The sequence below is a fragment of the Pseudomonas sp. FG-3G genome (assembly GCF_901007645.1).
In the GTDB taxonomy this organism is placed as follows: domain Bacteria; phylum Pseudomonadota; class Gammaproteobacteria; order Pseudomonadales; family Pseudomonadaceae; genus Aquipseudomonas; species Aquipseudomonas rhizophila.
Map to the genome: position 1 here is coordinate 29,698 of NZ_CAAKGZ010000019.1, position 23,042 is coordinate 52,739.

Consider the following 23,042-nt stretch of genomic DNA (forward strand, 5'->3'; position numbering starts at 1 on the left):
GGCCTTGGACAATATCCCCGACATCAGCCGACCAGTAGCCCGGAAAATATCTAGTGAGCTAGATAATATTGGGCTACAAAAGCAAGTTCCTGCCAAAAAGGCTGTCGTGCAGCGGGAAGTCGGAACCCAACTGTCCTTTGCTCTGTACGGTGCCGCCAATCGGATGATTCGCCAGCACAAACCCTTGCTGGAGCCCCTTGGGCTGACGTTCCCCCAGTACCTGGTCATGCTGGAACTGTTCACGGACGCGCCCAGGACTGTGGGCGATTTAGGCGCTGCACTTGGGATGGATACCGGGACGATCACGCCCTTGCTCAAGCGTCTTGAAGCGTCGGGCATGGTGACTCGAGCCCGCGACAAAAGCGATGAACGCCGCGTGCTGATTGCGCTTACCGACGCTGGGGAAGGCCTGCGCGAAGAGCTTTGGGCCGTCACGGACAAGATCAAGACCGCCTGTCAACTGACTGAGGATGGGTTGGAAGCTCTTCGCGGCACGCTTAAGGCTTTTGCGCGTCCCGCTGGCGAATGAGGGCAGCCCTCCGAAGATAGGCGTCGATGCGGCAAGTGCATTCTTCACGTCCAACCGTTTAGGCAACAGCTTGTTGGCATAAAACAGATCTGCTGTGGCCTGCTGCGCTTCGATGAGTTTTTCATCCATGGGCAGTACCGGTGACGGCTGCCGATTATCCACGTAACGAGCGATCACGGCTTCGGGCAGCCCCATGGATTGAGTCAGCACCCGAAGGCTTGCTTCTCGTTGGCTGCGAGTCAGGGCTTCGGCTGCGGTAAGCTCATCGTTTCGCGGGTAACGCGATACCTAATTCAATGTGTCAAGATTCGGCCACCAAGGATGAGTACCCATCGAATATGCCTACTCTGACCTCCAATGCCGATTTCATGCAGCTTGCCCTTGCCCAAGGGCGCTTGGCCTTACCTGACTGCCTTCCAAACCCGCCAGTAGGTTGCGTGCTGGTAAACAGCGGGGTCGATAAAGTTTTTGTTGGATTGCTTGATCCCGATCCAAGAAACTCGGGAGCGGGCATAAGAATGCTACGAGATGCAGGCATTACAGTCGTTGTCGGCTTACTGGCGGAGGAAACTGCTGAGGACTTAGCTGATTTTTTGGTAAGTAATTGCGGTGGATCGTTGGATCGCAATGATCAGCAAATCGTTAGTCCCTCAGCGCAAGGTGGGATGCCCGGACGGTTACATTGAAAAGTATGTGGCTGGCGACGATCGTTGCTTGCGTCATCAGTGTGAGCTTTTGGCTGGCGGCGTCATGGTTGGCCGGAGTGAATGAGCCTTGGGACGCGCAATGTTATTGGGCTGTTCTATATCCTGCGTCCCTGGCGCTGACATTGACGCTTGGTCTGCTGTTTCAAAAACGCGGATGGCTGGCAGGCCCTATCGTAATGTTCGGGCAGATTCCGTGTGTGATGATGACATCTGGAGCGGGGCCGCTACTGGCAGTTGGCATTTTGTATTGCATTTTGCTTTCGATCCCAGCAGTGATGCTGTCTTGCGGCACGTGCGCGATCTATCGGCGGCTCGCCGCTAGCTGATGCAGATCGAACCGTGGTGAGCGCGCGGGGCGCAATTGTCCAGACGCCAATTTGGTACATGGGTGACCAGCCAGCTTACTGCCCCAGCGACCATCGTTTGCCCGCTTCTGGCCTAGAGTATGGTCTCTCAATAACGATCCCTATCGTAGTCTCCCGATTGGTTGCCCCTGATTGTTCCACTGTTGGTCATAACCAACGAAATATCGCAAACGCCTCATTAATTGAAAGTCATTATCATTTGAGATATTCTCGCGGTTCTTCCTCGCTTGAGTCGCTTGCGTGTCCTGGCCACCTGATCCTCATTCCGCTGACGGCGAGTTCGAGAGCCATTCGAGCGAGCTGCTGAGCTTCCTCACGCGGCAGGTGAAGTGCGCAGAACTGGCAGCCGACCTGCGCCAGGAGACTTGGTTGCGCTTTCGCCGGCGCGAGTCCGGGAAGGAGATCGGCAATCTTCGTGCTTTCCTCTATCGCATCGCGCGCAACCTGATCATTGACTACCGCCGTCAGCAAAAATCGCGCCCTGTCGAAGAGGAGATATCCGTCGAATTGGTCAGTGCCCAGCCTGGTCCGGAGCGAGCGGCAAGCGACGCCCAGCGCCTGGAGCTATTGCAGCGCGTAGTCCAGAATTTGCCACCGCATCTGCGTCAGGCGTTGTTGTGGAATCGCCTGGACGGGCTGACCCAGCGTGAGATCGGCGAGCGCCTGGGTGTCTCGGAAAGCATGGCCGGACGTTATATTTTGAAGGCCCTCGAACACTGCCAGCAGCAGATGGACCCGCAGCCGTGACTCATCCGTCGATTCTCGATCAGGCCCGGCAATGGCACGTGCTGCTGCATTCTGGTCGCGCCACCGCTGCCGATCGTGAGGCCGCGCAGGCCTGGCGCCAGGCGGCGCCCGAGCACGAGCACGCATTTCGTGAGGTGGAAGGGCTGTGGTCGTTGCTCGGCCAGATAGAACGTCCGGCCGAGCAGCCTCAGGGGCGCGTGATGCGTCGCCATCGACGTTGGGCGACTCCGCTGGCCTGCGCCGCGATGCTGTTGCTCGCCCTGTGGCTACCGCGCGGCACCTGGATTGGCCTGTATGCCGATATCAGCACCCAGCCGGGGGAGGTGCGCGAGTTGCGTCTGGCAGATGGTTCGCTGTTGACCCTCAACGGTGATTCGGCGCTGGACTGGCAGTTTGTCGACGGTCGCCGCGAGGTCAGGCTGTACCGCGGCGAGGCGGATTTCCAGGTAGCCCATGACCCGGCTCGGCCGTTCACTGTCACTGCCGGCGAAGCGCGCATACGCGTCACCGGCACGCGCTTTGATGTGCGTCTGGAGGAGGGCGGTGTCGACCTCGCAGTAATCGAGGGCCGGGTGTTGGCCTCTAGCAATGGGCACGAGCCGCTGCCGGTGGTCGGTGGGCAGCAGGTGCAGTGGCGTGACGGGGAGTTGCAGGCGCCGCAGGCATTGGATGCGCGCCAGCGCTTGGGCTGGCAGCGCGGCAAGCTGATATTCCGCGACCGGCCACTGGAGCAAGTGTTCGCCGAACTTGAGCGCAGCCAGTCTGCGCGCGTGCTGTTTGTCGACGAAGCCGCTCGCAGGGTACAGGTGACCGGCGTGTTCGCCCTTGACGATCCACAGGCGGTGTTAAGTGCTGTTGAAACCACCTTGCCTGTGCGTCTGGTGCGCTTGCCGGGGTTGATTCTGGTCGCGTCACGCCGCTGAGACTCGCGCCACGCCCGGGCCTTCAAGAAAACAGAAAATATTTAGGCGGCGATGGTTCAGAAATCATCGGCCCCTTCGTCTTCTGTTCCTGCAAATGCGACTTCTTCGCATTGATAGCCAAGGACATCAGCATGCGGTCGACCCCCTTCCTCGCGGCGCTAGCCGTTCTCCCCCTGGCCATGGCTGCCGCACAGGCGCAAGCCGTACAGCTCGACGTGCCCGCCCAGCGACTCGACGCGGCGCTCATCGATTTCGCCGAGCAGGCCGACGTACGTCTGCTCTATGAGGCCGGCCTGACCCGTGGCAGTGGTGTGGCGCAGGCGCTCAAGGGCGACTATTCGGTGGTCGACGGCCTGCAGCGGTTGTTGGAGGGCAGTGGCCTGAGCTTCCAGACTGGCGACGACGGCACCATCACTCTGGTGCCGCTGCCCGAGCAAGGTGTGTTGGAGCTGGGCTCCACCACCATCAGCGGGATCGCCGACGGCCGTGTCGATCTGCCGGCCGAGTACGCCGGTGGGCAGACGGCGCGGGGTGCCCGCATCGGCGTGCTGGGCAACCAGGACATGCAAGATGTGCCTTTCGCCTTCTCCAGTTACACCTCCGAGCTGATTGAGACGCGCCAGGCGCAGACCCTGGCCGAGGTGCTGGCCAGCGATCCGGGCGTGCGTCAGTCGTTCGGCTTCGGTAACTTCTCCCAGGTGTTCGTTGTGCGCGGGTTCCAGCTGTTCAGCGACGATATTGCCTTCAACGGGCTGTACGGTATTCTGCCGCGACAGATCATCTCCACCGAGTCGGTCGAGCGGGTCGAGGTGTTCAAGGGGGCTAACGCCTTTGTGAATGGCGTGTCGCCGTCGGGCAGCGGTGTCGGCGGGGCGATCAACGTGGTCTCCAAGCGTGCCGAGGACAGCCCCACGCGCCGCGCCACCTTGGACTATGCCAGCGACAACCGAGTGGGTGGGCACCTCGACCTGGGCCAGCGCTTTGGCGAGGAAAACCGCTTCGGCGTACGGGTGAACCTGGCCCAGCGCGAGGGCGAGACAGCGGTGGACGAGGAGCACTCGCGCTTCAGTCTCGCCACCCTCGGCCTGGACTACCGCGGCGACCGTCTGCGACTGTCTGCGGATCTCGGTTACCAGAAGCAACGGGTCAACGAGGGGCGCTCGGTGGTCTATCTGACCACGACGGGGCCTACCAGCACTCTCAACGGCAAGACGCCGTCGGCACCCGACTCCGACCACAACTACGCGCAACCCTGGAGCTGGTCGCAGCTCGAAGATACCTATGGCATGTTCAGCGCCGAATACGACCTGTCGCCCACTTGGACTGCATACCTAAGTGCAGGCGGCAAATACACGCGGGAGAACGGTATCTACGCCTCCAACTATGTCTACGGCGCGAACGGCGACGCACGTATCGGTCGTCTCTATTCGCCGCTGGACCAGGAGACCCTGAGCGCCGTCACGGGGCTGCGCGGCGAACTCACCACCGGGCCGGTCAGTCACCGCATCAACCTGGCCGGCAACGGCATCTGGCAGGAGAAGCGCAACGCGTTCGAGTCCACCGCGGCGGGCAGTCGCGGCTTCGGCAATCTGTATGAGGGCCAGCCCATCGCCGAGCCGCCGGCTACCAGCGTCTCCGGCGATATTCACGACCCGGACACCACCGCCAAGGTGCAGAACCGCAGCCTGGCGGTGTCCGACACCCTGGGCTTGCTCGACGACCGCGTGCTGCTGACCCTGGGCGTACGTCGCCAATCCATCAGCTCCGATGCCTGGAGCGCGGCCAGCGGTGCCCGCACCTCAAACTATCAGGAAAGCATCACCACGCCGGCCTATGGCCTTGTGATCAAGCCCACCGAGTTCCTGTCGCTCTATGCCAACCGCGTCGAGTCCCTGCAGCAGGGGCCGACCGCGCCGGGCGCCGCGCTCAACAGCGGCGAGATGTTCGCGCCCTATCGCTCCAAGCAGATCGAGATGGGCGCCAAGCTCGACTGGGGCACCTTCGGCGGCAGTCTCAGCCTGTTCCGCATCGAACAGCCGCAGGGCGTGCTCGGCGGCGACGGCTATTACCGGGTGGATGCCGAGCAGCGTAATCGCGGCGTGGAACTGAGTCTGTTCGGCGAGCCGCTGGACGGCCTGCGCCTGCTGAGCGGCGCCACCTGGACCAAAGCCGAGCTGCGCGGCACAGCCGGCGGCCGCGACGATGGCAACCAGGCGGTGGGTGTGCCGCAGTTCCAGTTCAATCTGGGCGCCGACTGGGATGTGCCCGGCTTGCCCGGGTTGAGCCTGAACGGCCTGCTGCTGCGCACCGGCGGTCAGTTCGTCGACAGCGCCAACGAATACAGCATCCCTGCCTGGACCCGTGTCGACCTCGGCGCACGCTATCGGACGCAACTGGAGGGCCGCGCACTGACCTTCAACGCGATGCTAGAGAACGTCGCCGACGAGCACTACTGGGCCTCTGCCAACGGTGGCTACCTGACTCAAGGTGCGCCGCGCACGCTCAAAGTGTCGGCCACCGTTGATTTCTGAAGTTACCCTCGATAAGGAGGGCGCCGTTTGCAAGCTGTGTGAATACGCTAAAGACGATTTCACCTGACGCTCCGAGAGGCTGCATTCGCGGCCTCTGTCGTCGTTGCTGCGATCGCACCAGAACCAGTCATGGGTAGCGTCAAAGAGGGCGGTGAATTCGCCCTTGACGCTTTTGACCTGCTTGGCCCGTTATCGTGGTTTTTTTCAGAAAAGCCTTCACTCATGACCACAGGCTGCTTTCGGCTAGAAGCAGGCACTCGCTCCAACCTGTGAAACCGTTGGCAATGCGAACCCCCAAATTATTCTAACCTTTCGTATTGACATATCGGTAAATCTCGATATCCTGAGCGCATGGAACTGATCGAAATATTCAAAGCCCTCTCGAACCCTACGCGTCTTCAAATCCTGAAAGGTTTGAAGGATCCCGTAAAGAACTTCCCTCCGCAGGATGAGGGTGACGTTCTCACGGTCGGCGTCTGCGTCAGTAGTATTCAAGAGGGTATCGGACTGTCGCAGTCAACGGTGTCGGGTTATCTTGCCACGTTGCAACGAGTGGGCCTGGTCGAAGTCAGGCGCATCGGTCAGTGGACCTACTACAAACGCAATGAAGCAACCATCAGCGCGCTTGCCGAGGTCATAGGGAAAGATTTGTAATTTTTTTACCGTAACATATCGAGATATCTCGATATTCAATTTTATAGATGCGAGGATTTACCATGAAAGCGATGATACTGAAGTCATTTGGCGGTCCTGAGTCGTTCGAACTCCGCGACGTGCCCAAGCCCGTGCCGGGCGCGGGACAGGTCCTGGTCCGGGTACACGCAACCTCGATCAACCCGTTGGATTATCAGGTTCGACGTGGCGACTATGCCGACCTGGTGCCACTGCCGGCCATTACCGGACACGACGTATCGGGCGTTGTCGAAGAAGTCGGGCCGGGTGTGACCAGCTTCGCTCCGGGAGACGAAGTCTGGTACACCCCGCAAATTTTCGACGGCCCAGGCAGTTATGCCGAGTACCACGTTGCGGCCGAAGGCATCATCGGGCGTAAACCGCAATCACTGAGCCACCTTGAGGCAGCAAGTCTGACCCTGGTTGGCGGGACAGTGTGGGAAGCACTGACCGTGCGAGCGGCGCTCAGAGTGGGGGAGAGCATTCTGATACACGGCGGCGCGGGAGGCGTAGGGCATGTCGCGATCCAGGTGGCAAAAGCCATTGGAGCGCGGGTCTTCACGACCGTGCGCGAAGCAAACTTTGAGTTCGCACGCAGCCTGGGTGCCGATGTGCTCATCGATTACGAAAAGGAGGATTACGTCGACGCGATCATGCGCGAAACCGGTGGTCACGGCGTGGATGTGGTGTTCGACACCATCGGCGGCAACACACTGACGCGTAGCCCCGACGTGCTCGCCCAACTCGGCCGCCTAGTCTCGATTGTGGACATTGCCCAGCCGCAAAACCTTGTTCAGGCGTGGGGCAAGAACGCGAGTTATCACTTCGTTTTTACCCGACAAAACCGCGGCAAACTTGATGAGTTGAGCGCATTGGTAGAGCGCGGCCAACTGCGCCCGCACGTTGGCGCGGTCTATTCGCTGGCCGACATTGGGCTTGCCCACGCTCGACTGGAGAGCCCCAACAACGGCCTTCAGGGAAAAATCGCGATTGCAGTCGAGCCATCGCTCATCTCGTGAGTGCGTACTTTTAATCAACTGAGCTTGTTGGAGGAATGCCATGATTTATGAAATCGCTCTGCTCCCCGTTCACAAAGAACGCATTGAAGCGTTCAGACACGCATTTGCCGAGGTCGCCCCTTTGCTCACCCGCGCAAAGGGTTACGGCGGCCACTTGCTAGCGCAAGGGATTGAAACCCCCCAGCAATTCAACCTGATCGTGCGCTGGGCTTCACTTGAGGATCACACGCCGGGCTTCGAGGCGAGTGAAGACCATCGGCTGTTCATGATGGGCCTGGAGGAATATTTTTCGGAAGAACCGAAGGTCTACCATATTGAGGGGGGGAGCTTTTAGGACTGACGAACATGATGCTTCCAACAATGCCGTCGGCATGGATGCTGCCGGCGCCTTGAGGGGCTTGAACTGGGACTAGGTGCCGGGTTTGAAGTCTTCTATGAAAGGCCCTAGATGTTTAGATCTAGACGTTTGAGCTGACTATCGTCCGCTTCTAGCCGAAAGCCGCCTCTCGCCAATCGCCACCGGCCAATCTCGGCTATAGCTCCCGATTGTTCCAGTCAGGTAAAACTCCCACAGCATTACGAGCATCCGGAAGGGGCAAGTGACGTTACCCGTTTACATCCGGTGATGTTCCAGCAAGAAGTCCACGAATAACCGCACCCGCGCCGGCATTGCCGAACCACCTACGAACACCGCATGAATCGGCTCCCGGTCTCCGGGGTTCCAGGCTTCCAGCAGCGGTACCAGATCGCCGCGCCGCAGGTCCTCGGCTACGGTGAAATCGCCGATACGCGCGATGCCAGCGCCTACCCGTGCGAGTTGTGCCAGCGCTTCACCACTGCTGCATTCGATGTTGCCGCTGACCTTCAGGGAAAACTCATTTCCCTCGCGGATGAACGGCCAGTTGGGTTCGGCACGCCGGAAGTTGAAGCGCAGGCAGTTGTGCCGTAGCAGGTCTTCCGGTTCCCGGGGGATGCCGTGGCGCTGCAGATACTCGGGCGATGCCACCACGACCTGGCCGGTGTCGCCGATCCTTCGTGCGGTCAGCGGGCTGTCGGGCAGATGGCCAAAGCGTACCGCCACGTCGGCCTGGCCGCCGAGAATATCGACCACTTCGTCGCCGAGGGTGAGGTCGACGACGATGTTCGGGTAGCGGGCGCTGAATGCTGCCACCAAGGGAACGATGGTCTGGCGCCCATGGCCGAGGGCGGCACTGACCCGCAAACGGCCCCGGGGCACGCCCTGGTCGGCGATGGCTTCTTCGACCTCGGCCATGTCGGCCAGGATACGGCGGGCGCCGCGCAGGTAAGCCTCGCCCTCGGCGGTGAAGGTGATCGCTCGGGTGGTGCGCAACAACAGGCGAGTGCCAAGACGTTGTTCAGTACGCGCGATGATCCGACTGACCGCCGAGGGGGTCAGCCCCAATGCACGCGCGGCGGCTGACAGGCTGCCTTCCTGCGCCACGGTGGCGAACACGCTCATTTCACCTGATCTGCCGTTGAAGTCCATTTGTGCTCCGTACGCAAAGGTGATTGCCAGAAATGCTATCTACCGCCTGAAAAAGTTGGATCGTAGCATTGGCGGCATAGATAAGGAGCCTTCCATGCGTATCAATCCACCGCTTGTCGCACTCGCCATTGGTGCCTTTGGCATCGGCGTTACCGAGTTCGCCCCCATGGGCATGTTGCCGGGCATCGCTGCGGATCTCGGCGTATCCATTCCCGCCGCAGGTTTGTTGGTCAGTGCCTACGCCTTGGGCGTATTGCTCGGCGCGCCGCTGATGACCCTGACCACCGGCAGGATTCCCCGGCGCTATCTGCTGATCGGACTCATGGCGATTTTTACCCTGGGTAATCTGATGTCAGCCCTGGCTACCGATTACTACAGCCTCATGGTTGCCAGAGTGGTGACCTCACTGAACCACGGTGCGTTTTTTGGCGTCGGCTCCATCGTCGCCGCTAGCGTGGTCGCCCCGGAGAAACGCGCCGGGGCGGTTGCGGCCATGTTCTTGGGCCTGACCCTGGCCACCATCGGCGGTGTGCCGCTGGCCGCCTGGTTTGGCGAACTGTTCGGCTGGCGCACCGCATTCTGGGGTATTACCGGACTCGGCGTGGTAACCATGGCCGCGTTGTGGTTCGCGCTACCGAACCTGCAGGCGCCACAAAGCGTCGGTGTACTGGCCGAAATTCGGGTGCTGGGTCGTGGACCGGTGCTGGGGGCGTTGGCCCTGACCGTAGTCGGCTCGGGTGCAATGTTTACCGTCTTCACCTACATCGCGCCGATCCTCAGCAGCGAAACCCATGCATCAACCGCCTACATCACCGCCATGCTGATGCTGTTCGGTGTGGGGTTGACGCTGGGCAACATGTGGGGCGGCAAGGCCGCCGACCGCTCGATAGATCGCACCCTGATCGTTTCGCTGAGCGTGCTGATTCTGGTCTTGTTGGCATTCACCGTACTGATGCGTTGGCCGCTGCCGGCCGCCGTTGCCATCCTGATATGGGGGATCGCCAGCTTCGCCCTGGTGCCGCCGCTACAGATGCGCGTCATGGAAGCCGCCAAGGACGCACCCAATCTGGCCTCGGCGGTGAACATCGGCGCCTTCAACTTGGGTAACGCGATGGGTGCGGCGCTGGGCGGAGCGGTGATCAATACCGGGCTGGGTTATCCGGCGATTTCCCTGGCTGGAGCGGCAATGGCGGGTCTGGGGCTGCTGATGGTGTTGGCTTTTGCCTGGCGTTCCAGAACGGCTGCAACTGCGGTGGTGTGACGATGATGTGAGGGGGGGCTCCCTTTAGCTGCTGGCCCTTTTAGCTGAAAGCAACTGGCGCTTGACTTAGAGCGCACTCTAACCAATAGCCTCCTTGTTGCACCGCCAAAACGGCCAGGTCCGTTGCGCGGCTTAAACAAGGAGACAGGTCATGACATTAAAAAAACTGAGCGCTGTAACCGGGCTCGTGCTTTCAGCAATCGCAATTCCGGCGTCGGCAACTGAACCGGATAGTCGACGAGTGAAAGGGGTAGAGACCCTGGAAAGAATCACCGGGACCACCGGCAACAACGTGGTCAAGTCGCTTAGCGATATATCGCCCGAGCTGGGTGAATGGATAGTCGATTTCGCCTATGGTGATGTGTTTTCCAGGTCTGGTGTTGCTCTGTGCACACGCGAGTTGGCAACCATCGCGGCCCTCACCGCATTAGGGAACGCGCAACCTCAACTCAAAGTGCATATAGAGGGGGCGCTGAATGTGGGTTGCAAACCTGAGGAGATCGTTGAAATCATCATCCAGATGGCGGTGTATGCTGGTTTTCCCAGCGCGTTGAATGGCATCAGCGCAGCGCGGGAAGTGTTTGCCAAACGAGGCATCAAAGTTGTTGCCGCACCTCCCGAGTGAGCGGGACGGGTGCATTACCGAACACCGATGGCCAAGGATTGTGCTTATGAACGCCTACCAGACGATTGACCAGGTCGCCAAGCGCACTGGCCTTACGGCCTATACCCTGCGCTACTACGAACGCATCGGCCTGTTGGCGCCGGTCGCCCGTGCGGCCGGCGGGCAACGGCTTTATGCGCCGACTGATATGGCGTGGCTGGAGTTTCTGCTGCGTTTACGCACCACTCACATGACCATCGGCAAAATGCAAACATTCGCCAAGCTGCGCAGCGCTGGGGACTCAACGATTGCCGAACGCCGCCAGATGCTGGAGAGCCATTTACAGGATGTACAGGCCGAAGTTGCTGCCATGCAAAAGGCCGTTGCTGCACTGCAAGTCAAGATTGACCACTACCGTGCGCTTGAGTCCAAGGAGGAAGGTTAGGATCTGCTCTGTTGGTCGACTCCCGCCCATCACGACAAGCAGAGTCTCGCTGAAATCCTTCATGGCCGCGAGCGAAGTGGGCACCTTGAGACTATGCTCAGTGTCACTGCAGGCAATGTACTGATTTCGGTTTTCAGCCGCCAAGGAAAGGAGTCTGTATGTCTCTGGTTCTTCGTGCCCGGTTCTATGATTGGAATGACCGAATGAGCAATCCGGTAACCGGTGCCCAGGGGCGCAGCTTGATCAATGGGCAATATCTCCTCAGTTCGTGAGCGTTTGGGCGCTTCATTCACAGGGTCGACGATCTCCAATCTGAAGGCCGACTTCTCCAACCAGGTCGAGCAGTCGATCCAGACTGTCGGCAAATGCAGGTGGATTACTTTTGGTAAATCCCAAGGACATGGAGAGCCGCATGAACACTAAACCACTCCACAAAATCTTATGGCGCCTCGCCGGCTGCGTGACCGGGCTGGCGATGGTTGTCGCCAATCCAGCCCAAGCTGCCGATGGCGGCATCGCCGGCGGCCCTACCTCAAGCTATAGCATTGCCTTCAGCAACTCCTACGCGGGCAGTGATTTCCGCAAAGTGATGGTGCGCAACTGGCAGGAGGTGGCGGCCCAAGCACAAAAGGATGGCTTGGTCCGCGAGGCTCCGGTGGTCAGCGCCAATAACTCCGCAGCGGAACAGGCGGCCCATATCCAGGACATGATCGTCAAAGGCGTGAACGCCATCGTCATCCTGGCCGCGTCCGACACGGCCCTCAACGGGGTGATTCGCGATGCATGCAACGCTGGCATCGTGGTGGTCGTCATGGCCAGTCTGGTCACCGAAAGCTGCGTCTATACCGTGGACTACAACTGGTCCGCCATGGGCCGCGTGGAAATGGATTATATCGCCGAGCGTCTCAAGGGGAACGGAACACTGCTGGAGATCCGCGGCATTGCCGGCGATGCCACCGATAAAAACATCAGCGACGGCATTCGCAAGGCCGCCAGCGACTACCCGGGCTTGAGGTTCGCCAAGACCGTGTACGGGAACTGGACGGCGTCCGTCGCACGCAAGGAGGTGGCGCTGGCACTGCCGTCGCTGCCCAGCATTGATGCCGTCGCGACTCAGGGGGGCGACGGTTATGGCGCGGCCATGGCGTTCAAGGCGGCGGGGCGCCCTTTGCCGATCATTGTGATGGGGAACCGTCAGGACGAACTTGCCCTGTGGAAGCAGGAGCGCGATGCCAATGGCTACGAGACCGTCTCGGTCTCCGCCTCCCCAAGCGTTTCCCAGGTGGGGTTCTGGGTGGCCCAGCAGATTCTGGCGGGCAAGCAAGTGCCGAAGTTCGTCGAGGTGCCGCTGGTACGCATCGATGCGAAGGACTTGGACGCTTGGCTCGCCACTATGCCGGTGGGCGGCGCCGCCAATCCTTTCTACAGCCAGGCTTCTGTTGCGGCGATGATCGACGCGGCCATCAACCATACGGCGCCGCCGGCGCCTTTGCGGGAGGTGACGAAGCAGTAGTGGTGGGCGGGGAGCGAGGAGGCGAGGCGCGGTGCTGACATTCAGACCCACCACGGACAGGCCCATTGCCGTCAGGATCGGGCTGGCAGTCGCCGCACTGGTGTTTCTGATGCTGGCGGTATCGCTAGTCAACCTCTATGGCCTGCGAGGCATGGTTCGTTCGGTGGATTCGGCCAGCCATTCCGCAGAAATTCTGGCCTCGGTCAACGGGGCCACCGAGCGGGTGGAAAACTTCATCGCCACCCGCGACCAGGAAAGCCTCTCCCAAGCCGAAGGCATGGTGGCGACCGCTATTGCCGGCCTTACCGCCATTGCGGTGGCAGAGGCGCAATCGCTCAAGGGCGGTCTGGACAGGCTCGCCGCGGCGATCGCCGCTTTGCGGGCGGCGACCCTGACCATGGATGGCGAAACGGAGAACATGACAGCCCACTACGGCCGGATGCGAGAGGCGACGATCCTGGTCGAACAGGGCATCGCCGATGGGCTGAAGGGGCTTGACGCCCGCACCGCTGAGCACCAGGCGCAGGTGAGCAACATTGAAAGCGCCCATCGCATCCTGGATATCCTGCGCAACGGCGAACGGATCATCATCGCCAATGTGGCCAAGATGCTGGTGACCGGTGATGGGGCGGCCGCGGCGCACAGCGCTTGCGCGGCACTCCCGCCGGTGGTCGAGCAATTGCGCGAGGTGATGGGGGAGCCGCAGGAGAGAGAGCCCCTGGACCAGTTGGCGACAGCGGTCGTTGCTACCTGTGTGACGGTAGAGCACCTTGGCGAGGCGCCCAAGTTGCGGGGAGGCGAGGCGTTGCGGCAGCTCGCCGTCGTCGGGAATGTGGTCGAGCACCTCGAGGCAATGTTGAGTGAGGTGGATGGGCGCGTTGCTCATGATGCAAGCGACATTCAGGCTGCCACCGGCTTGCTGCACAATGCCGCCGCGTTGTCCAAGCGTTTCGCCGAGCGTGTTGCCACCCTGGAGGCGCAGACCCTGTCGTTTCGCCTGTCACCGTCAGCGGAGGTCGCCAGCTCTGTCGGCCACATCCTTGATGAACTTTCCCGTCTCGCGCGCGTTCTGCCTTCGTCCGTGGGGCTACAAGCCAAGGCTACGCCCCTGACGGTCAGCGATCAGATTGCCGGCTACCGGGCGGCGTTCGCCAGGTTCCATCAGGCGAGCAACGCTTTGAGCGATGCACGCGATCAGGTTCGCGACGAGGCTCGCAGCGCCGGCCAGTTGGTTGCGCGCTTCGCGGGTCAAGCGCGTTCCGACGCCTTGGTCCACAATGATCGCGGCATGCTTGCGACGATAATTGCAGGTACCGTCGCCATCCTGCTAGCCGGCGCCATCGCCTGGAGCACGTCGCGATTTATCGCACAGCCCATCGTGGCCCTGGCCTCGGTCATGCGCAGGCTTGCGGCCGGCGACCTGAACGCCGAGATCGCCAGTGCCGGACGCGGTGACGAGATTGGAATCATGACCCGCGCCGTACGGGTGTTCCAGGAGAATGCCCTGCGCATCCGGGTGCTGGAGGCTGAGGCTGAAGCCGAACGACAGCAAGTGCAGGCCTCCTTGGAGAGAATGGTCGCCGAACGGACCGACACGCTGCATCAACAGACCGAGGTGCTGGAGGCGCAGGCCGTCGAGCTCATTCAGGCGCGCAACCAGGCCGAGACGGCCAACCAGGCAAAGAGCGATTTCGTCGCCACCGTCAGCCACGAACTGCGCACCCCCCTGACCCTCATTCTCGCCCCCCTGGAGCAGCTCTCGGCGGCGACCATCCCGCCGGCGGACTGGCATGTGCAAATCGACCGCGCCCAACGCAACGCACTGCGCTTGATGAACCGGGTGAATGATATTCTCGATTTCTCCAAAGCCGAAGCGGGCAAGTTTGAGGTGTGTCCGGCGCCAATTGACTTGAACAAGATGGTGGGTGTGCTGGCCGAGGATGCCGCCATGGTGGCCGAGGGAAAAGGCTGCACCCTGACCAGCAGCATCGATCCTGCGCTCGGCACGGTGTTCCTGGACCCCCGACACTTCGAGAAGATTCTTCTCAACTTGGTGAGCAATGCCATCAAGTTCACGTCCGCTGGCGGCACCGTGCACCTGGCAGTGACGCTGATTGATGGCGAGCGTTTTGAACTCGCGGTGCAAGACTCGGGGATCGGCATTGCGCCTGACAAACTGCCGTTGCTGTTCCAGCGTTTTTCCCAGATCGACAATTCCGCCACGCGCCACTACAGCGGCACAGGCATCGGTCTGGCCCTGGTCAAGGATCTGGCCGAACTGATGGGGGGCGAAGTGGGCGTGAACAGCGAGCCTGGACGGGGTTCGTGCTTCTTTGTTCGACTTCCGCTGGGGGCCGAGCAAAACACCGTGCCGAGCGAAGCCAGCAATATGCAGGAGCGATCGTCATCGAGCACAACAAGCACTATTGAGCAGCGCCACTTGCGTTTCGACGACGGCCACCAAGGCAGTCGCAACGACCAAGTCGCGACGCAAGGCGCAGGCGACGCGCAGCACCCGGAACACGCCTTGCGATCCAGAGTGCTGGTGGTCGACGACAGCCCGGAAATGCTCAGCTATCTCAGAGAACTTTTGCAAAACGATTACATCGTCGCCACCGCAGTTGATGGCGAGCAGGCCTGGGCACTCCTGCAGCGTCGACCCATCGATGTGGTCGTTTCGGATGTAATGATGCCGAAACTCGATGGATTTGGCCTGACAGCCAGAATCAAAGCCAGCGCCGGCTTTGCCCATTTACCGGTGATCCTGGTGACCGCCCGTGGCGGTAGCGAGGCCTGCGTCTCCGGGCTGGAGAGTGGCGCCGATGACTATATCGCCAAACCCTTCTCGCCGCTGGAGCTCATGGCTCGCGTGCGCGCGGCGCTCCGCATGAGTCACGTGCAAACCGAACTGCATGCAAAATCCCGTCAGGCGGGCATGGCCGAAATCGCCACGACTGTGCTGCACAACGTCGGCAACGTCCTTAACAGCGTGAACGTATCGGCAGAACTGGTCAGCAGCCTGATGCGCACCTCCAAAGCCCAGGGGCTGGGCAAGGTGGCTCAGATGATGAACGAACACGTCCATGACTTGAGCGATTTTCTCACCACAGACCACAAAGGAAAGATGCTGCCCGGCTACCTGCTCAAGCTGGCGGAGGTGGTGGCGATAGAGCAACAGGGCATCATCGAAGAGCTCGGGCAACTCACCAAGGGCATTGACCACATCAAAACCATTGTCGCTGCCCAGCAGTCCTATGCCGTTGCTGTCAGTATCGTCGAGACAGTACCGGTCCCGGAGTTGATCGATGATGCCTTGCGCATGAGTGCTGGATCACTGGCGCGCCAGGAGGTGACGGTGGTCAAGGACATTGCCGACTTGCCCTTGCTGCCGCTGGACCGGCACCGGATGCTGCTGATTCTGGTGAACCTGATCCGCAATGCCAAACAAGCAATGAACGGCGTGATCGATCGCAGCCCGTGCATCACGTTCAGCGCCTTCCTGGCTGACGGGCCAGCATTGCGTATCACCGTGACCGACAACGGCAATGGGATTGCACCAGAGCATCTGGCGCGGCTCTTTTCCCATGGCTTCACTACTCGCAAAGACGGTCACGGTTTCGGCCTGCACAGCTGCGCGCTGGCCGCGCAGGAAATGGGGGGCAGCTTGACCGTGTACAGCGACGGGGCTGGACAGGGCGCAACCTTCATCCTTGATGTTCCCCTTGATGCTCCGCAGATTAAGTGATGAACACCGAACCGGCACAGTTGCGTACGAAAGACTATTTAAGATATTCCATGCGTTTTTTTGCCCTGTAACAGTCATTGATATCGATAGCTTTCTGGTAATACTCCAAGCGCTGTGCGCGATTGCTATCGCCTTGTAGCCGGTAGATTTCTGCCTGGTAATCCCGACCATCGCCCCACTGCATGGCGAAGCCCACAGGTTCTTCACGCCTGCACTCAAGCCTGACAACAGGCTGAGGAAAATATTTTTCGTAAAGTGGCATGCTGGTTTCTGTGGCCTTCAAGGCTTTTTGGTACTCGGGCGTATCGGTGAATGCCAAGCACCAGTAGGCAATTTCAAGTGCCGGTGGAGCAAAGCCTTGGGCGAGGCTTCGTTCAAACAAGGGACAAGCTTTCTCTTTGATCACTTCGCTTGGAGACAGCATCACGTAGATCAGTCCGAGACGATATTGAGCTACGGGATGATCAAGGACCGCTGCTTGTTCAAGAAGAGCAAACGCGGGCTTGAGTAATAGTCCTCCTTCTTCCGCTAAGGTCAGGGAGCGCTGCCGCTCCTCTTCGCTTGTAGCTGGAGTATCAGCGGTCACTGCTTCGAGCTTGGAATTCGCTTGTAGTAGGTAGGGGACAGCTTTTTGGTAAAGGCTCTCGGCTCGAGGGTCTATGTGCAGTGTGCTGGCCGAGCTCAACTGCGGCAGCAGACAGGCCAATAGGGTGTAACTCCAACGGTTCAGATGCACAGATTGACCTTCCAACTATTTTTTTGGGGGGGGGCGGGCGGTGCGGATTATCGTAATTGACGTTAGCACCCGGTGCTACGTCAGCTTGCGCAGCGATGAGGAAAAGCATTGGAGGCGAGTCCCAGATACGCCCGGTACAGCAGGGCAGTTGCGCCGATGGCAGCTCCTGACATGCAAACGGCTATCCAGCCAAATCGCCAGATATGTGACTTAATTACAATGTGGTCACAAGTTGTCAACCGCCTTTGAGGTGAGTAAGCTGACCGCATGAACCAGCCAATATCCCCCAGCGTCCGTGGCCCAGTCGACCATGACATCCGAGACCAGATTGTCGCGGCGGCCAATGAGCATTTCAGTCAATACGGTTACGGCAAGACCACGGTGTCCGACCTGGCCAAGGCCATCGGGTTTTCCAAGGCTTACATCTACAAGTTCTTTGATTCCAAGCAGGCAATCGGCGAAGCCATTTGCAAAAATTGTCTGGCGCAAATCGTTGCCGCCGTGGAGCAGGCCATCAACGTGGAAGGCCTCTCACCTACGGAGCGCTTTAGACGCATGGTCAAAACACTGATGGTCACGGGCGCGGACCTGTTCTTCAACGACCGCAAGCTTTATGACATCGCCGCGTTCTCGGCCTCGGAGCGTTGGCCAAGCTCGCAGGTTTATAATGCCCGGATCAAAGACTTTGTTCTGCAGATCGTACGAGAGGGGCGAGAACTCGGTGAGTTCGAGCGCAGGACGCCACTGGACGAGACGGTAGACGCGATACATCTGGCGCTCCAGCCTTTCGTCAATCCTTTGCTGTTGCAGTACAACCTCGATCGCATCGAGGATGCCCCGACGCTCACCTCCAATCTCATCCTGCGTAGCCTCATGCCCTGAGCTTCGGCTGAGGGCCGCATTGCCGTTGCAACCTATCCCCGTGGTCCCTGCGATTTTACCTTCTGATGAAGGTGTCTATTTGTCTGGATTGTGACTGTTGACACAAATGGTCACATGAATAAGTATGGCGCATCTGTTCTCAAGAGATCGCCATGATCCAGCGCCGCCTTCAGCTTAGGTCTTCACCGATTCCATCCACCGTTTCGATTGGGAGAGGGCGACGCCTGCGTGCTGCTTGGTGGGGATCACGACCGGTCAGTTCAGGGGAGCGTTGATATGACCAGCTTTGCCCAGATGCTGCAGCAATTCGATCCAGACTCACCTTTTATTGCACCACCCAACTGGCTACAGGGGCGCACGGTCTTTGGGGGCCTGTCTGCGGCGCTGTCGCTGCAAGCGGTTTTGCGTGAGTGTCCGACAGATTTTCCGCCGTTCAGGTCAGCCCAGGTGTCGTTCATTGGCCCTGTCACACAGGCCCAGACATTCGAAACCAGCGTGTTGCGTCAAGGGCGGTCAGTCACCTCGGTAGCGGTCGACTGTATGTCGGGCGATGACCTGGCGCTGCGCACCACGCTGTTATTCGCTCAGCCGCGCGAAAGCAAAATCAGCCACAACTCCTGGGGAAGACCGCTTGTAGAGGGGCCATCCAAATACTCCACGCTGGTTCTGGATAGCAACGTCGCACCGGCCTGCGCCCATAACTTCGAGATGCGCGTGGCGGGCGGTTCATTGCCAGTATCTGGCGCAGAAAATCCCGAACTGTTGATGTGGGTGCGCCACCTGGATGCACAGGGCGTGGACCCCGCCGTCGCCTTGGTTGCGCTCGCTGACAGTTTGCCGCCAGCCGCCATGACCTGCTTCACCGAGCCCGCCGCCATCAGCTCTGCGTCCTGGATGATTGATCTACCGCAGCCGGCCGGTGCTGGTGAATGGTTTCTCATCAGTTCTTTCAGCCAGCAGGCTCTGGAAGGTTACTCATTGCAAGATATGGAAATCTGGGACGAAAGCGGTCGACGAGTGCTTTGGGCGCGTCAGACCGTGGCAATTTTCACATAACACAACCACCCGCTTCATTCACCTCAGCTACTGCTGTAAGAGTTCTAATAATGAAAAAAATATGGCTCAAGACCCCGCTAGGTCTCGCTGTTGCGCTCGCCACTTCTCATGTGCTGGCGAGCGGTTTCGCGCTCAATGAGCAAAGCATCAGTGGGATGGGATCCGGGTTTGCCGGTCGCTCGTCTTCTGCTGAAGATGCGAGCACCGTTTTTGGCAATCCGGCGGGCATGTCTCGCTTGAAGAGGGAGCAGGTCAGTCTGGGGGCGGCGACGCTTTTCGCCAAGTCCGACATCAGCCAGACTCGCAGCACCTTCGGTGGCCAGCAGGACGGCGATATGGTGCCAACGACCACGGTGCCGATGGGTTACTACGTCAAACCCATTGATGAGCACTGGGCGTTCGGTGTTGGTTTTTATGTTCCTTTCGGCCTGATTACCGACTATGGCAGCGGTTTCGCCGGGCGTTATTACGCCAACAAAAGCGAGGTCACGACCCTCACGTTCCAGCCCACTATCAGCTATGCCTTTAACGACAAAGTGTCGATCGGGTTCGGTCCTACCATCAACCGTATCAGCGGTGAGTTGTCCGGGATGGTGCCCAATCCACTCAGCCCTGGGCGCAATGATGGAAAACTCAAAAGCACCGGCGACGACACGGCCCTGGGTTTCAACGCGGGGATCCTGGTGCAGGCTACTGACCGAACCCGCTTGGGTCTGACGTACCACTCCAAAGTCAGTTACCACTTGGACGCCAAGACTAAGGTTACTGGTGGAGTCTTCAGCTTGCTGGGCGTCAGCGGCCAGAGCTATGACGCTTCGCTGGATGTGGATACACCGGAGTCGGTGGACTTTTCGGTGACTCATCAGCTCAACGATGACTGGACGCTTTATGCGGGGAGCACCTGGACACGCTGGAGTCGCTTCAAGGAGTTGGTCATCCAGAACTCGGGTTTGCCTCCTTTGCTCAGTGGCTCGCTGGGCACCGTTGCCGAAGAGCAGAACTGGCATGACACGTGGGCCCACGCCATCGGTACGGCGTACCGGTTGAACAACCAGTGGGTGCTTCGCGCAGGCTTGTCAGTCGACCAGTCGCCCGCCAACAACACCGACCGCGGGCCACGTATTCCTACGGGCGACCGGACGGTGATCAGCTTCGGTGCAGGCTGGACGCCGGTGGACGATGTCACGATCGACGTTGCCTATTCTTATCTGTGGGAAGAGAGCGTGCAGGTCAATCACACCTCAGCGACCCGGGGCGCCTACAGCTCCACGTATAAGAACAGTGCCAGCGGCCTCGGTGCTTCTGTCAGCTATCGTTTCTGATTGATTGCCGCTTTACGATAACGAAAAGGCCGGGGGCACAGGTTGCCTCCGGCCTTTTTGTAGGCATTCCTTTCCCTTCGGGAAGGCCTTCACATCGCCCACTCAGACGCCCATGACGTGCGCCATGATGCCTTGGTGAAACCGGCGAGGCGTGGCCCAGGTCAAGACCGTAATCGCTTTGTTGCCAAAGCCTGGCACGACACTCATGCGTCCGGCTTGCAGCGCACGGATTCCCGCAGCGACAACGGGCTGGGGCTGCATCATCACCATTTTCAGGGCCGGTGTGAGCTTTTGCCTGGCGCTTTGTGCAAATCCGGTGTCCGACATCCCGGGGCAAAGTGCGGTCACGACGACGCCGTCGGTTTTGAGTTCACGATGAAGCGCGTCAGAGAAGCGAAGCACATAGGCCTTCGCGGCAGAGTAAACGGCGAAATTCTTCACGCCCTGGAAGGCCAGCAGGCTGGCAACCATCAGGATATGTCCGCGTTTTCGGGCCCGCATGTCAGTCGCGAAAAGGCGCGTCAATGCTGTCAGGCTGGCAATGTCCAAATCGATCATGGCCAGGGATTGTTCTACGGATTGATCCAGAAAGGGCCCTTGCAAGCCATGACCGGCATTGTTGATGAGCACATCGATCACGACACCACGCTCGCTCAGTCGCTGATGCAGTTCGATGATCGCCGGAATCGAGGACAGGTCGACTTGCTCGACGAGCACCTCAACGCCGAAGCGTTCGCGCAACTGCGCCGACAGCGCCTGAAGTTTATCCAATCGGCGTGCTACCAGGACCAGCGATTTCCCTTGTGCTGCGTACTGCCGGGCAAATTCCTCGCCAAATCCGCTCGACGCGCCCGTGATGAGCACCCAAGAGTTATCGTTCGTTTTCATATTGCTGTTCTCTGCTGGTTTTAGCTGAAGGAGGAGGGCGCGCAGGTGGTGCCACGTCACCTGGTTACGTCATCGACTTGCCACAGGCTCGGCGTGAGAAGGCTGCCAGCCACCACCCAGTGCCCTGAACGCGGCGACCGCCGCTCGTGCCGATTCGGTTCGCGCTTGCGCTCGGGCATCGGAAGCTCGCAGCAGTGTTTCGTCGGCTTGCAGGACGTCGATGAGGCTGGCGGTGCCTTTCTCATAGGCAATGAACGAGGATTGACGAGCCTGAGTCAGGGCCGTCTCTGCTGCGGTGAGGGTGGTTGCCTGGGCTTCGCGATTGACCAAGGAGGAGAACGCATTCTCGACATCCTCGCTGGCACGCAGCGCGGACTGGCGATAAGCGGCCAGGGCCTCGGCTTCCTGTCCTTTGGCTTGATCGATTTGTGCGTTGATACGGCCAAAGTCGAAGAGCCTCCAGCGCAGTCCCAATACACCCGCCGACTGACTGGCGCCGCCGGTAAAAAGGTTGCCGGCGGATACGGCTGTGGCGCTACCGAGCAGCGCGCTGAGGGAGAATTTTGGATAGTACTCAGCAACGGCCTCTGCGATGCGTGCATTGGAGGCCGCTAGACGGCGCTCGGCCACGATGAGATCGGGCCGGCGGCGCAGCAGATCGGCAGGCGTTCCCATGGCGGTTATCTGGGGTGCCAGAGGAATGCTCCGCGCATTGGCCAGTTGTGTGCGATGCGTGCCGGGCGGCGTGCCGAGCATGATGTCCAGTGCGTTCATCGCAGCATCCAGGCCAATTTGCAGGACCGGCACTGTCGCTTGGACCTGTGCCAAGGCGCCCTCGGTCTGGCGAACCTGATAGCTGGCGGCGAGGCCCTTGCTGTAGAGCAGTTGGACCTTCTCCAGCAGTTCCTGTTGCGTTTTGACCTGTTGGTTCGCAATGCCCAAACGGGTCTGCAATCCGCGGACAGTGATGTAGATGTCGGCGGTCTGCGCAGCGACGGCCAGGCGGGTGGCCGTGGCGCCCGCTGCGGACGCCTGGTATTCGGTCAGGGCGGCCTCGCGTGACCGGCGCAGGCTGCCAAACAAATCGACCTCCCAGCTGGCCCCGAGGTTGAGTTCGTAAGTGCTTCCATACCGATCATAGCCAGGCGTTGAATTCAGCACCTGGCCGAGTGGGGTTTCGACTGACTGATAGGCGCGCGCGGCCTGGCCGCTGATATTGCCCGAGGGCAGCAAAGCGGCATTGGCCGCACCCAGGCCGGCCCGCGCCTGCGCGACGCGCGCCGAGGCCTGCGCCAGGTCCAGGTTCTGCTCAAGTGCCTTGGCGACGAATTCGGTCAGCGCGGGGTCATCAAAGCCTTCCCACCAAGCTACGAGACTGGCCGGCATCGTCGCGGGCCGCTGTTCGACAGAGGGCTGACCGAGGAAACGGTCCGATAGCGCAGTGTCCGGACGGTGATAGTCCGGACCAACGGCGCAGCCTGCCATCAAACTGGCACTCAGTATCAGAGCAGCGGGGTGCAGTGGCGACATGGAGATTCCTGAAGTGGAGACTGATGTGTGACCATATTATATATTGGTCACTTCCTGTCA

General features: G+C 60.1%; 19 protein-coding genes and 4 pseudogenes. 18 read left to right on the top strand and 5 right to left on the bottom strand.

Annotated features, from left to right (window positions below):
* Window positions 1-163 precede the first annotated feature (163 nt).
* Window positions 164-529: a MarR family winged helix-turn-helix transcriptional regulator gene (locus PSEUDOMOFG3G_RS28340; protein ID WP_139049790.1), complete on the top strand. Its 366-nt coding sequence runs from the start codon at window positions 164-166 to the stop codon at window positions 527-529.
* Window positions 530-562: 33 nt separating this feature from the next.
* Here PSEUDOMOFG3G_RS28340 and PSEUDOMOFG3G_RS28000 read toward each other — a convergent pair.
* A pseudogene (locus PSEUDOMOFG3G_RS28000) lies at window positions 563-796 on the bottom strand (aliphatic sulfonate ABC transporter substrate-binding protein); the annotation flags it as partial.
* A 71-nt stretch (window positions 797-867) separates the two neighbouring features.
* On the opposite strand from PSEUDOMOFG3G_RS28000, the gene PSEUDOMOFG3G_RS09375 reads away from it, so the two are divergent.
* The 7 genes from PSEUDOMOFG3G_RS09375 (at window position 868) to PSEUDOMOFG3G_RS09405 (ending at window position 7,827) form a co-directional block, all read left to right on the top strand.
* Window positions 868-1,215, top strand: coding sequence for a hypothetical protein (locus tag PSEUDOMOFG3G_RS09375; protein WP_139049728.1), 348 nt, complete (start codon window positions 868-870; stop codon window positions 1,213-1,215).
* A 626-nt stretch (window positions 1,216-1,841) separates the two neighbouring features.
* Window positions 1,842-2,348, top strand: coding sequence for an RNA polymerase sigma factor (locus PSEUDOMOFG3G_RS09380; protein ID WP_139049729.1), 507 nt, complete (start codon window positions 1,842-1,844; stop codon window positions 2,346-2,348).
* Window positions 2,345-3,271 (top strand): FecR family protein, encoded by a 927-nt coding sequence (locus PSEUDOMOFG3G_RS09385; protein WP_139049730.1) that lies wholly within the window; start codon window positions 2,345-2,347, stop codon window positions 3,269-3,271. Before PSEUDOMOFG3G_RS09380 ends, PSEUDOMOFG3G_RS09385 begins: the two co-directional genes overlap by 4 nt.
* A gap of 131 nt (window positions 3,272-3,402) precedes the next feature.
* The gene (locus PSEUDOMOFG3G_RS09390) at window positions 3,403-5,802 is read left to right on the top strand and encodes a TonB-dependent receptor (protein ID WP_139049731.1); all 2,400 of its coding nucleotides are present in this window, start codon (window positions 3,403-3,405) and stop codon (window positions 5,800-5,802) included.
* Window positions 5,803-6,153: 351 nt separating this feature from the next.
* Window positions 6,154-6,456, top strand: a complete 303-nt coding sequence (locus PSEUDOMOFG3G_RS09395) for a helix-turn-helix transcriptional regulator (RefSeq protein ID WP_047230144.1) — start codon at window positions 6,154-6,156, stop codon at window positions 6,454-6,456.
* Window positions 6,457-6,518: 62 nt separating this feature from the next.
* Complete coding sequence (locus tag PSEUDOMOFG3G_RS09400; protein WP_047230143.1) at window positions 6,519-7,493, top strand: zinc-dependent alcohol dehydrogenase family protein; 975 nt, start codon at window positions 6,519-6,521, stop codon at window positions 7,491-7,493.
* A gap of 40 nt (window positions 7,494-7,533) precedes the next feature.
* Window positions 7,534-7,827: an antibiotic biosynthesis monooxygenase gene (locus PSEUDOMOFG3G_RS09405; protein ID WP_139049732.1), complete on the top strand. Its 294-nt coding sequence runs from the start codon at window positions 7,534-7,536 to the stop codon at window positions 7,825-7,827.
* Window positions 7,828-8,106: 279 nt separating this feature from the next.
* Here the strand turns inward: PSEUDOMOFG3G_RS09405 and PSEUDOMOFG3G_RS09410 are convergent, their stop codons facing one another.
* Window positions 8,107-9,000, bottom strand: a complete 894-nt coding sequence (locus tag PSEUDOMOFG3G_RS09410) for a LysR family transcriptional regulator (RefSeq protein ID WP_076384106.1) — start codon at window positions 8,998-9,000, stop codon at window positions 8,107-8,109.
* Window positions 9,001-9,094: 94 nt separating this feature from the next.
* Between PSEUDOMOFG3G_RS09410 and PSEUDOMOFG3G_RS09415 the strand changes: the two genes are divergently transcribed.
* The 7 genes and pseudogenes from PSEUDOMOFG3G_RS09415 to PSEUDOMOFG3G_RS28355 all read left to right on the top strand — a co-directional run.
* Window positions 9,095-10,261, top strand: a complete 1,167-nt coding sequence (locus tag PSEUDOMOFG3G_RS09415; protein ID WP_139049733.1) for an MFS transporter — start codon at window positions 9,095-9,097, stop codon at window positions 10,259-10,261.
* Window positions 10,262-10,412: 151 nt separating this feature from the next.
* The gene (locus tag PSEUDOMOFG3G_RS09420; protein WP_139049734.1) at window positions 10,413-10,886 is read left to right on the top strand and encodes a carboxymuconolactone decarboxylase family protein; all 474 of its coding nucleotides are present in this window, start codon (window positions 10,413-10,415) and stop codon (window positions 10,884-10,886) included.
* A 46-nt stretch (window positions 10,887-10,932) separates the two neighbouring features.
* Window positions 10,933-11,310, top strand: a complete 378-nt coding sequence (locus PSEUDOMOFG3G_RS09425) for a MerR family transcriptional regulator (protein ID WP_139049735.1) — start codon at window positions 10,933-10,935, stop codon at window positions 11,308-11,310.
* Between the two features lie 412 nt (window positions 11,311-11,722).
* Window positions 11,723-12,823, top strand: a complete 1,101-nt coding sequence (locus tag PSEUDOMOFG3G_RS09430; RefSeq protein ID WP_257220699.1) for an ABC transporter substrate-binding protein — start codon at window positions 11,723-11,725, stop codon at window positions 12,821-12,823.
* Between the two features lie 1,288 nt (window positions 12,824-14,111).
* A pseudogene (locus PSEUDOMOFG3G_RS28345) lies at window positions 14,112-15,161 on the top strand (sensor histidine kinase); the annotation flags it as partial.
* 213 nt (window positions 15,162-15,374) lie between these two features.
* A pseudogene (locus PSEUDOMOFG3G_RS28350) lies at window positions 15,375-15,710 on the top strand (response regulator transcription factor); the annotation flags it as partial.
* Between the two features lie 519 nt (window positions 15,711-16,229).
* A pseudogene (locus tag PSEUDOMOFG3G_RS28355) lies at window positions 16,230-16,568 on the top strand (ATP-binding protein); the annotation flags it as partial.
* 34 nt (window positions 16,569-16,602) lie between these two features.
* Here the strand turns inward: PSEUDOMOFG3G_RS28355 and PSEUDOMOFG3G_RS09440 are convergent.
* Window positions 16,603-17,304, bottom strand: a complete 702-nt coding sequence (locus PSEUDOMOFG3G_RS09440) for a hypothetical protein (RefSeq protein WP_139049737.1) — start codon at window positions 17,302-17,304, stop codon at window positions 16,603-16,605.
* Window positions 17,305-17,571: 267 nt separating this feature from the next.
* Here PSEUDOMOFG3G_RS09440 and PSEUDOMOFG3G_RS09445 point away from each other — a divergent pair, with 267 nt between their 5' ends.
* The 3 genes from PSEUDOMOFG3G_RS09445 to PSEUDOMOFG3G_RS09455 all read left to right on the top strand — a co-directional run bounded on the left by PSEUDOMOFG3G_RS09445 (window position 17,572) and on the right by PSEUDOMOFG3G_RS09455 (window position 20,564).
* Entirely contained in the window at window positions 17,572-18,186 is a 615-nt protein-coding gene (locus tag PSEUDOMOFG3G_RS09445) for a TetR/AcrR family transcriptional regulator (RefSeq protein ID WP_047230136.1), read from the top strand.
* A gap of 276 nt (window positions 18,187-18,462) precedes the next feature.
* The gene (locus tag PSEUDOMOFG3G_RS09450) at window positions 18,463-19,242 is read left to right on the top strand and encodes a thioesterase family protein (RefSeq protein WP_139049738.1); all 780 of its coding nucleotides are present in this window, start codon (window positions 18,463-18,465) and stop codon (window positions 19,240-19,242) included.
* Window positions 19,243-19,292: 50 nt separating this feature from the next.
* Window positions 19,293-20,564, top strand: coding sequence for an OmpP1/FadL family transporter (locus PSEUDOMOFG3G_RS09455; protein WP_139049739.1), 1,272 nt, complete (start codon window positions 19,293-19,295; stop codon window positions 20,562-20,564).
* 102 nt (window positions 20,565-20,666) lie between these two features.
* On the opposite strand, the gene PSEUDOMOFG3G_RS09460 is transcribed toward PSEUDOMOFG3G_RS09455, so the two are convergent.
* Both PSEUDOMOFG3G_RS09460 and PSEUDOMOFG3G_RS09465 read right to left on the bottom strand, forming a co-directional pair.
* Entirely contained in the window at window positions 20,667-21,452 is a 786-nt protein-coding gene (locus tag PSEUDOMOFG3G_RS09460) for an SDR family oxidoreductase (RefSeq protein ID WP_139049740.1), read from the bottom strand.
* Between the two features lie 69 nt (window positions 21,453-21,521).
* Window positions 21,522-22,982, bottom strand: a complete 1,461-nt coding sequence (locus tag PSEUDOMOFG3G_RS09465) for an efflux transporter outer membrane subunit (RefSeq protein WP_139049741.1) — start codon at window positions 22,980-22,982, stop codon at window positions 21,522-21,524.
* Window positions 22,983-23,042 lie beyond the last annotated feature (60 nt).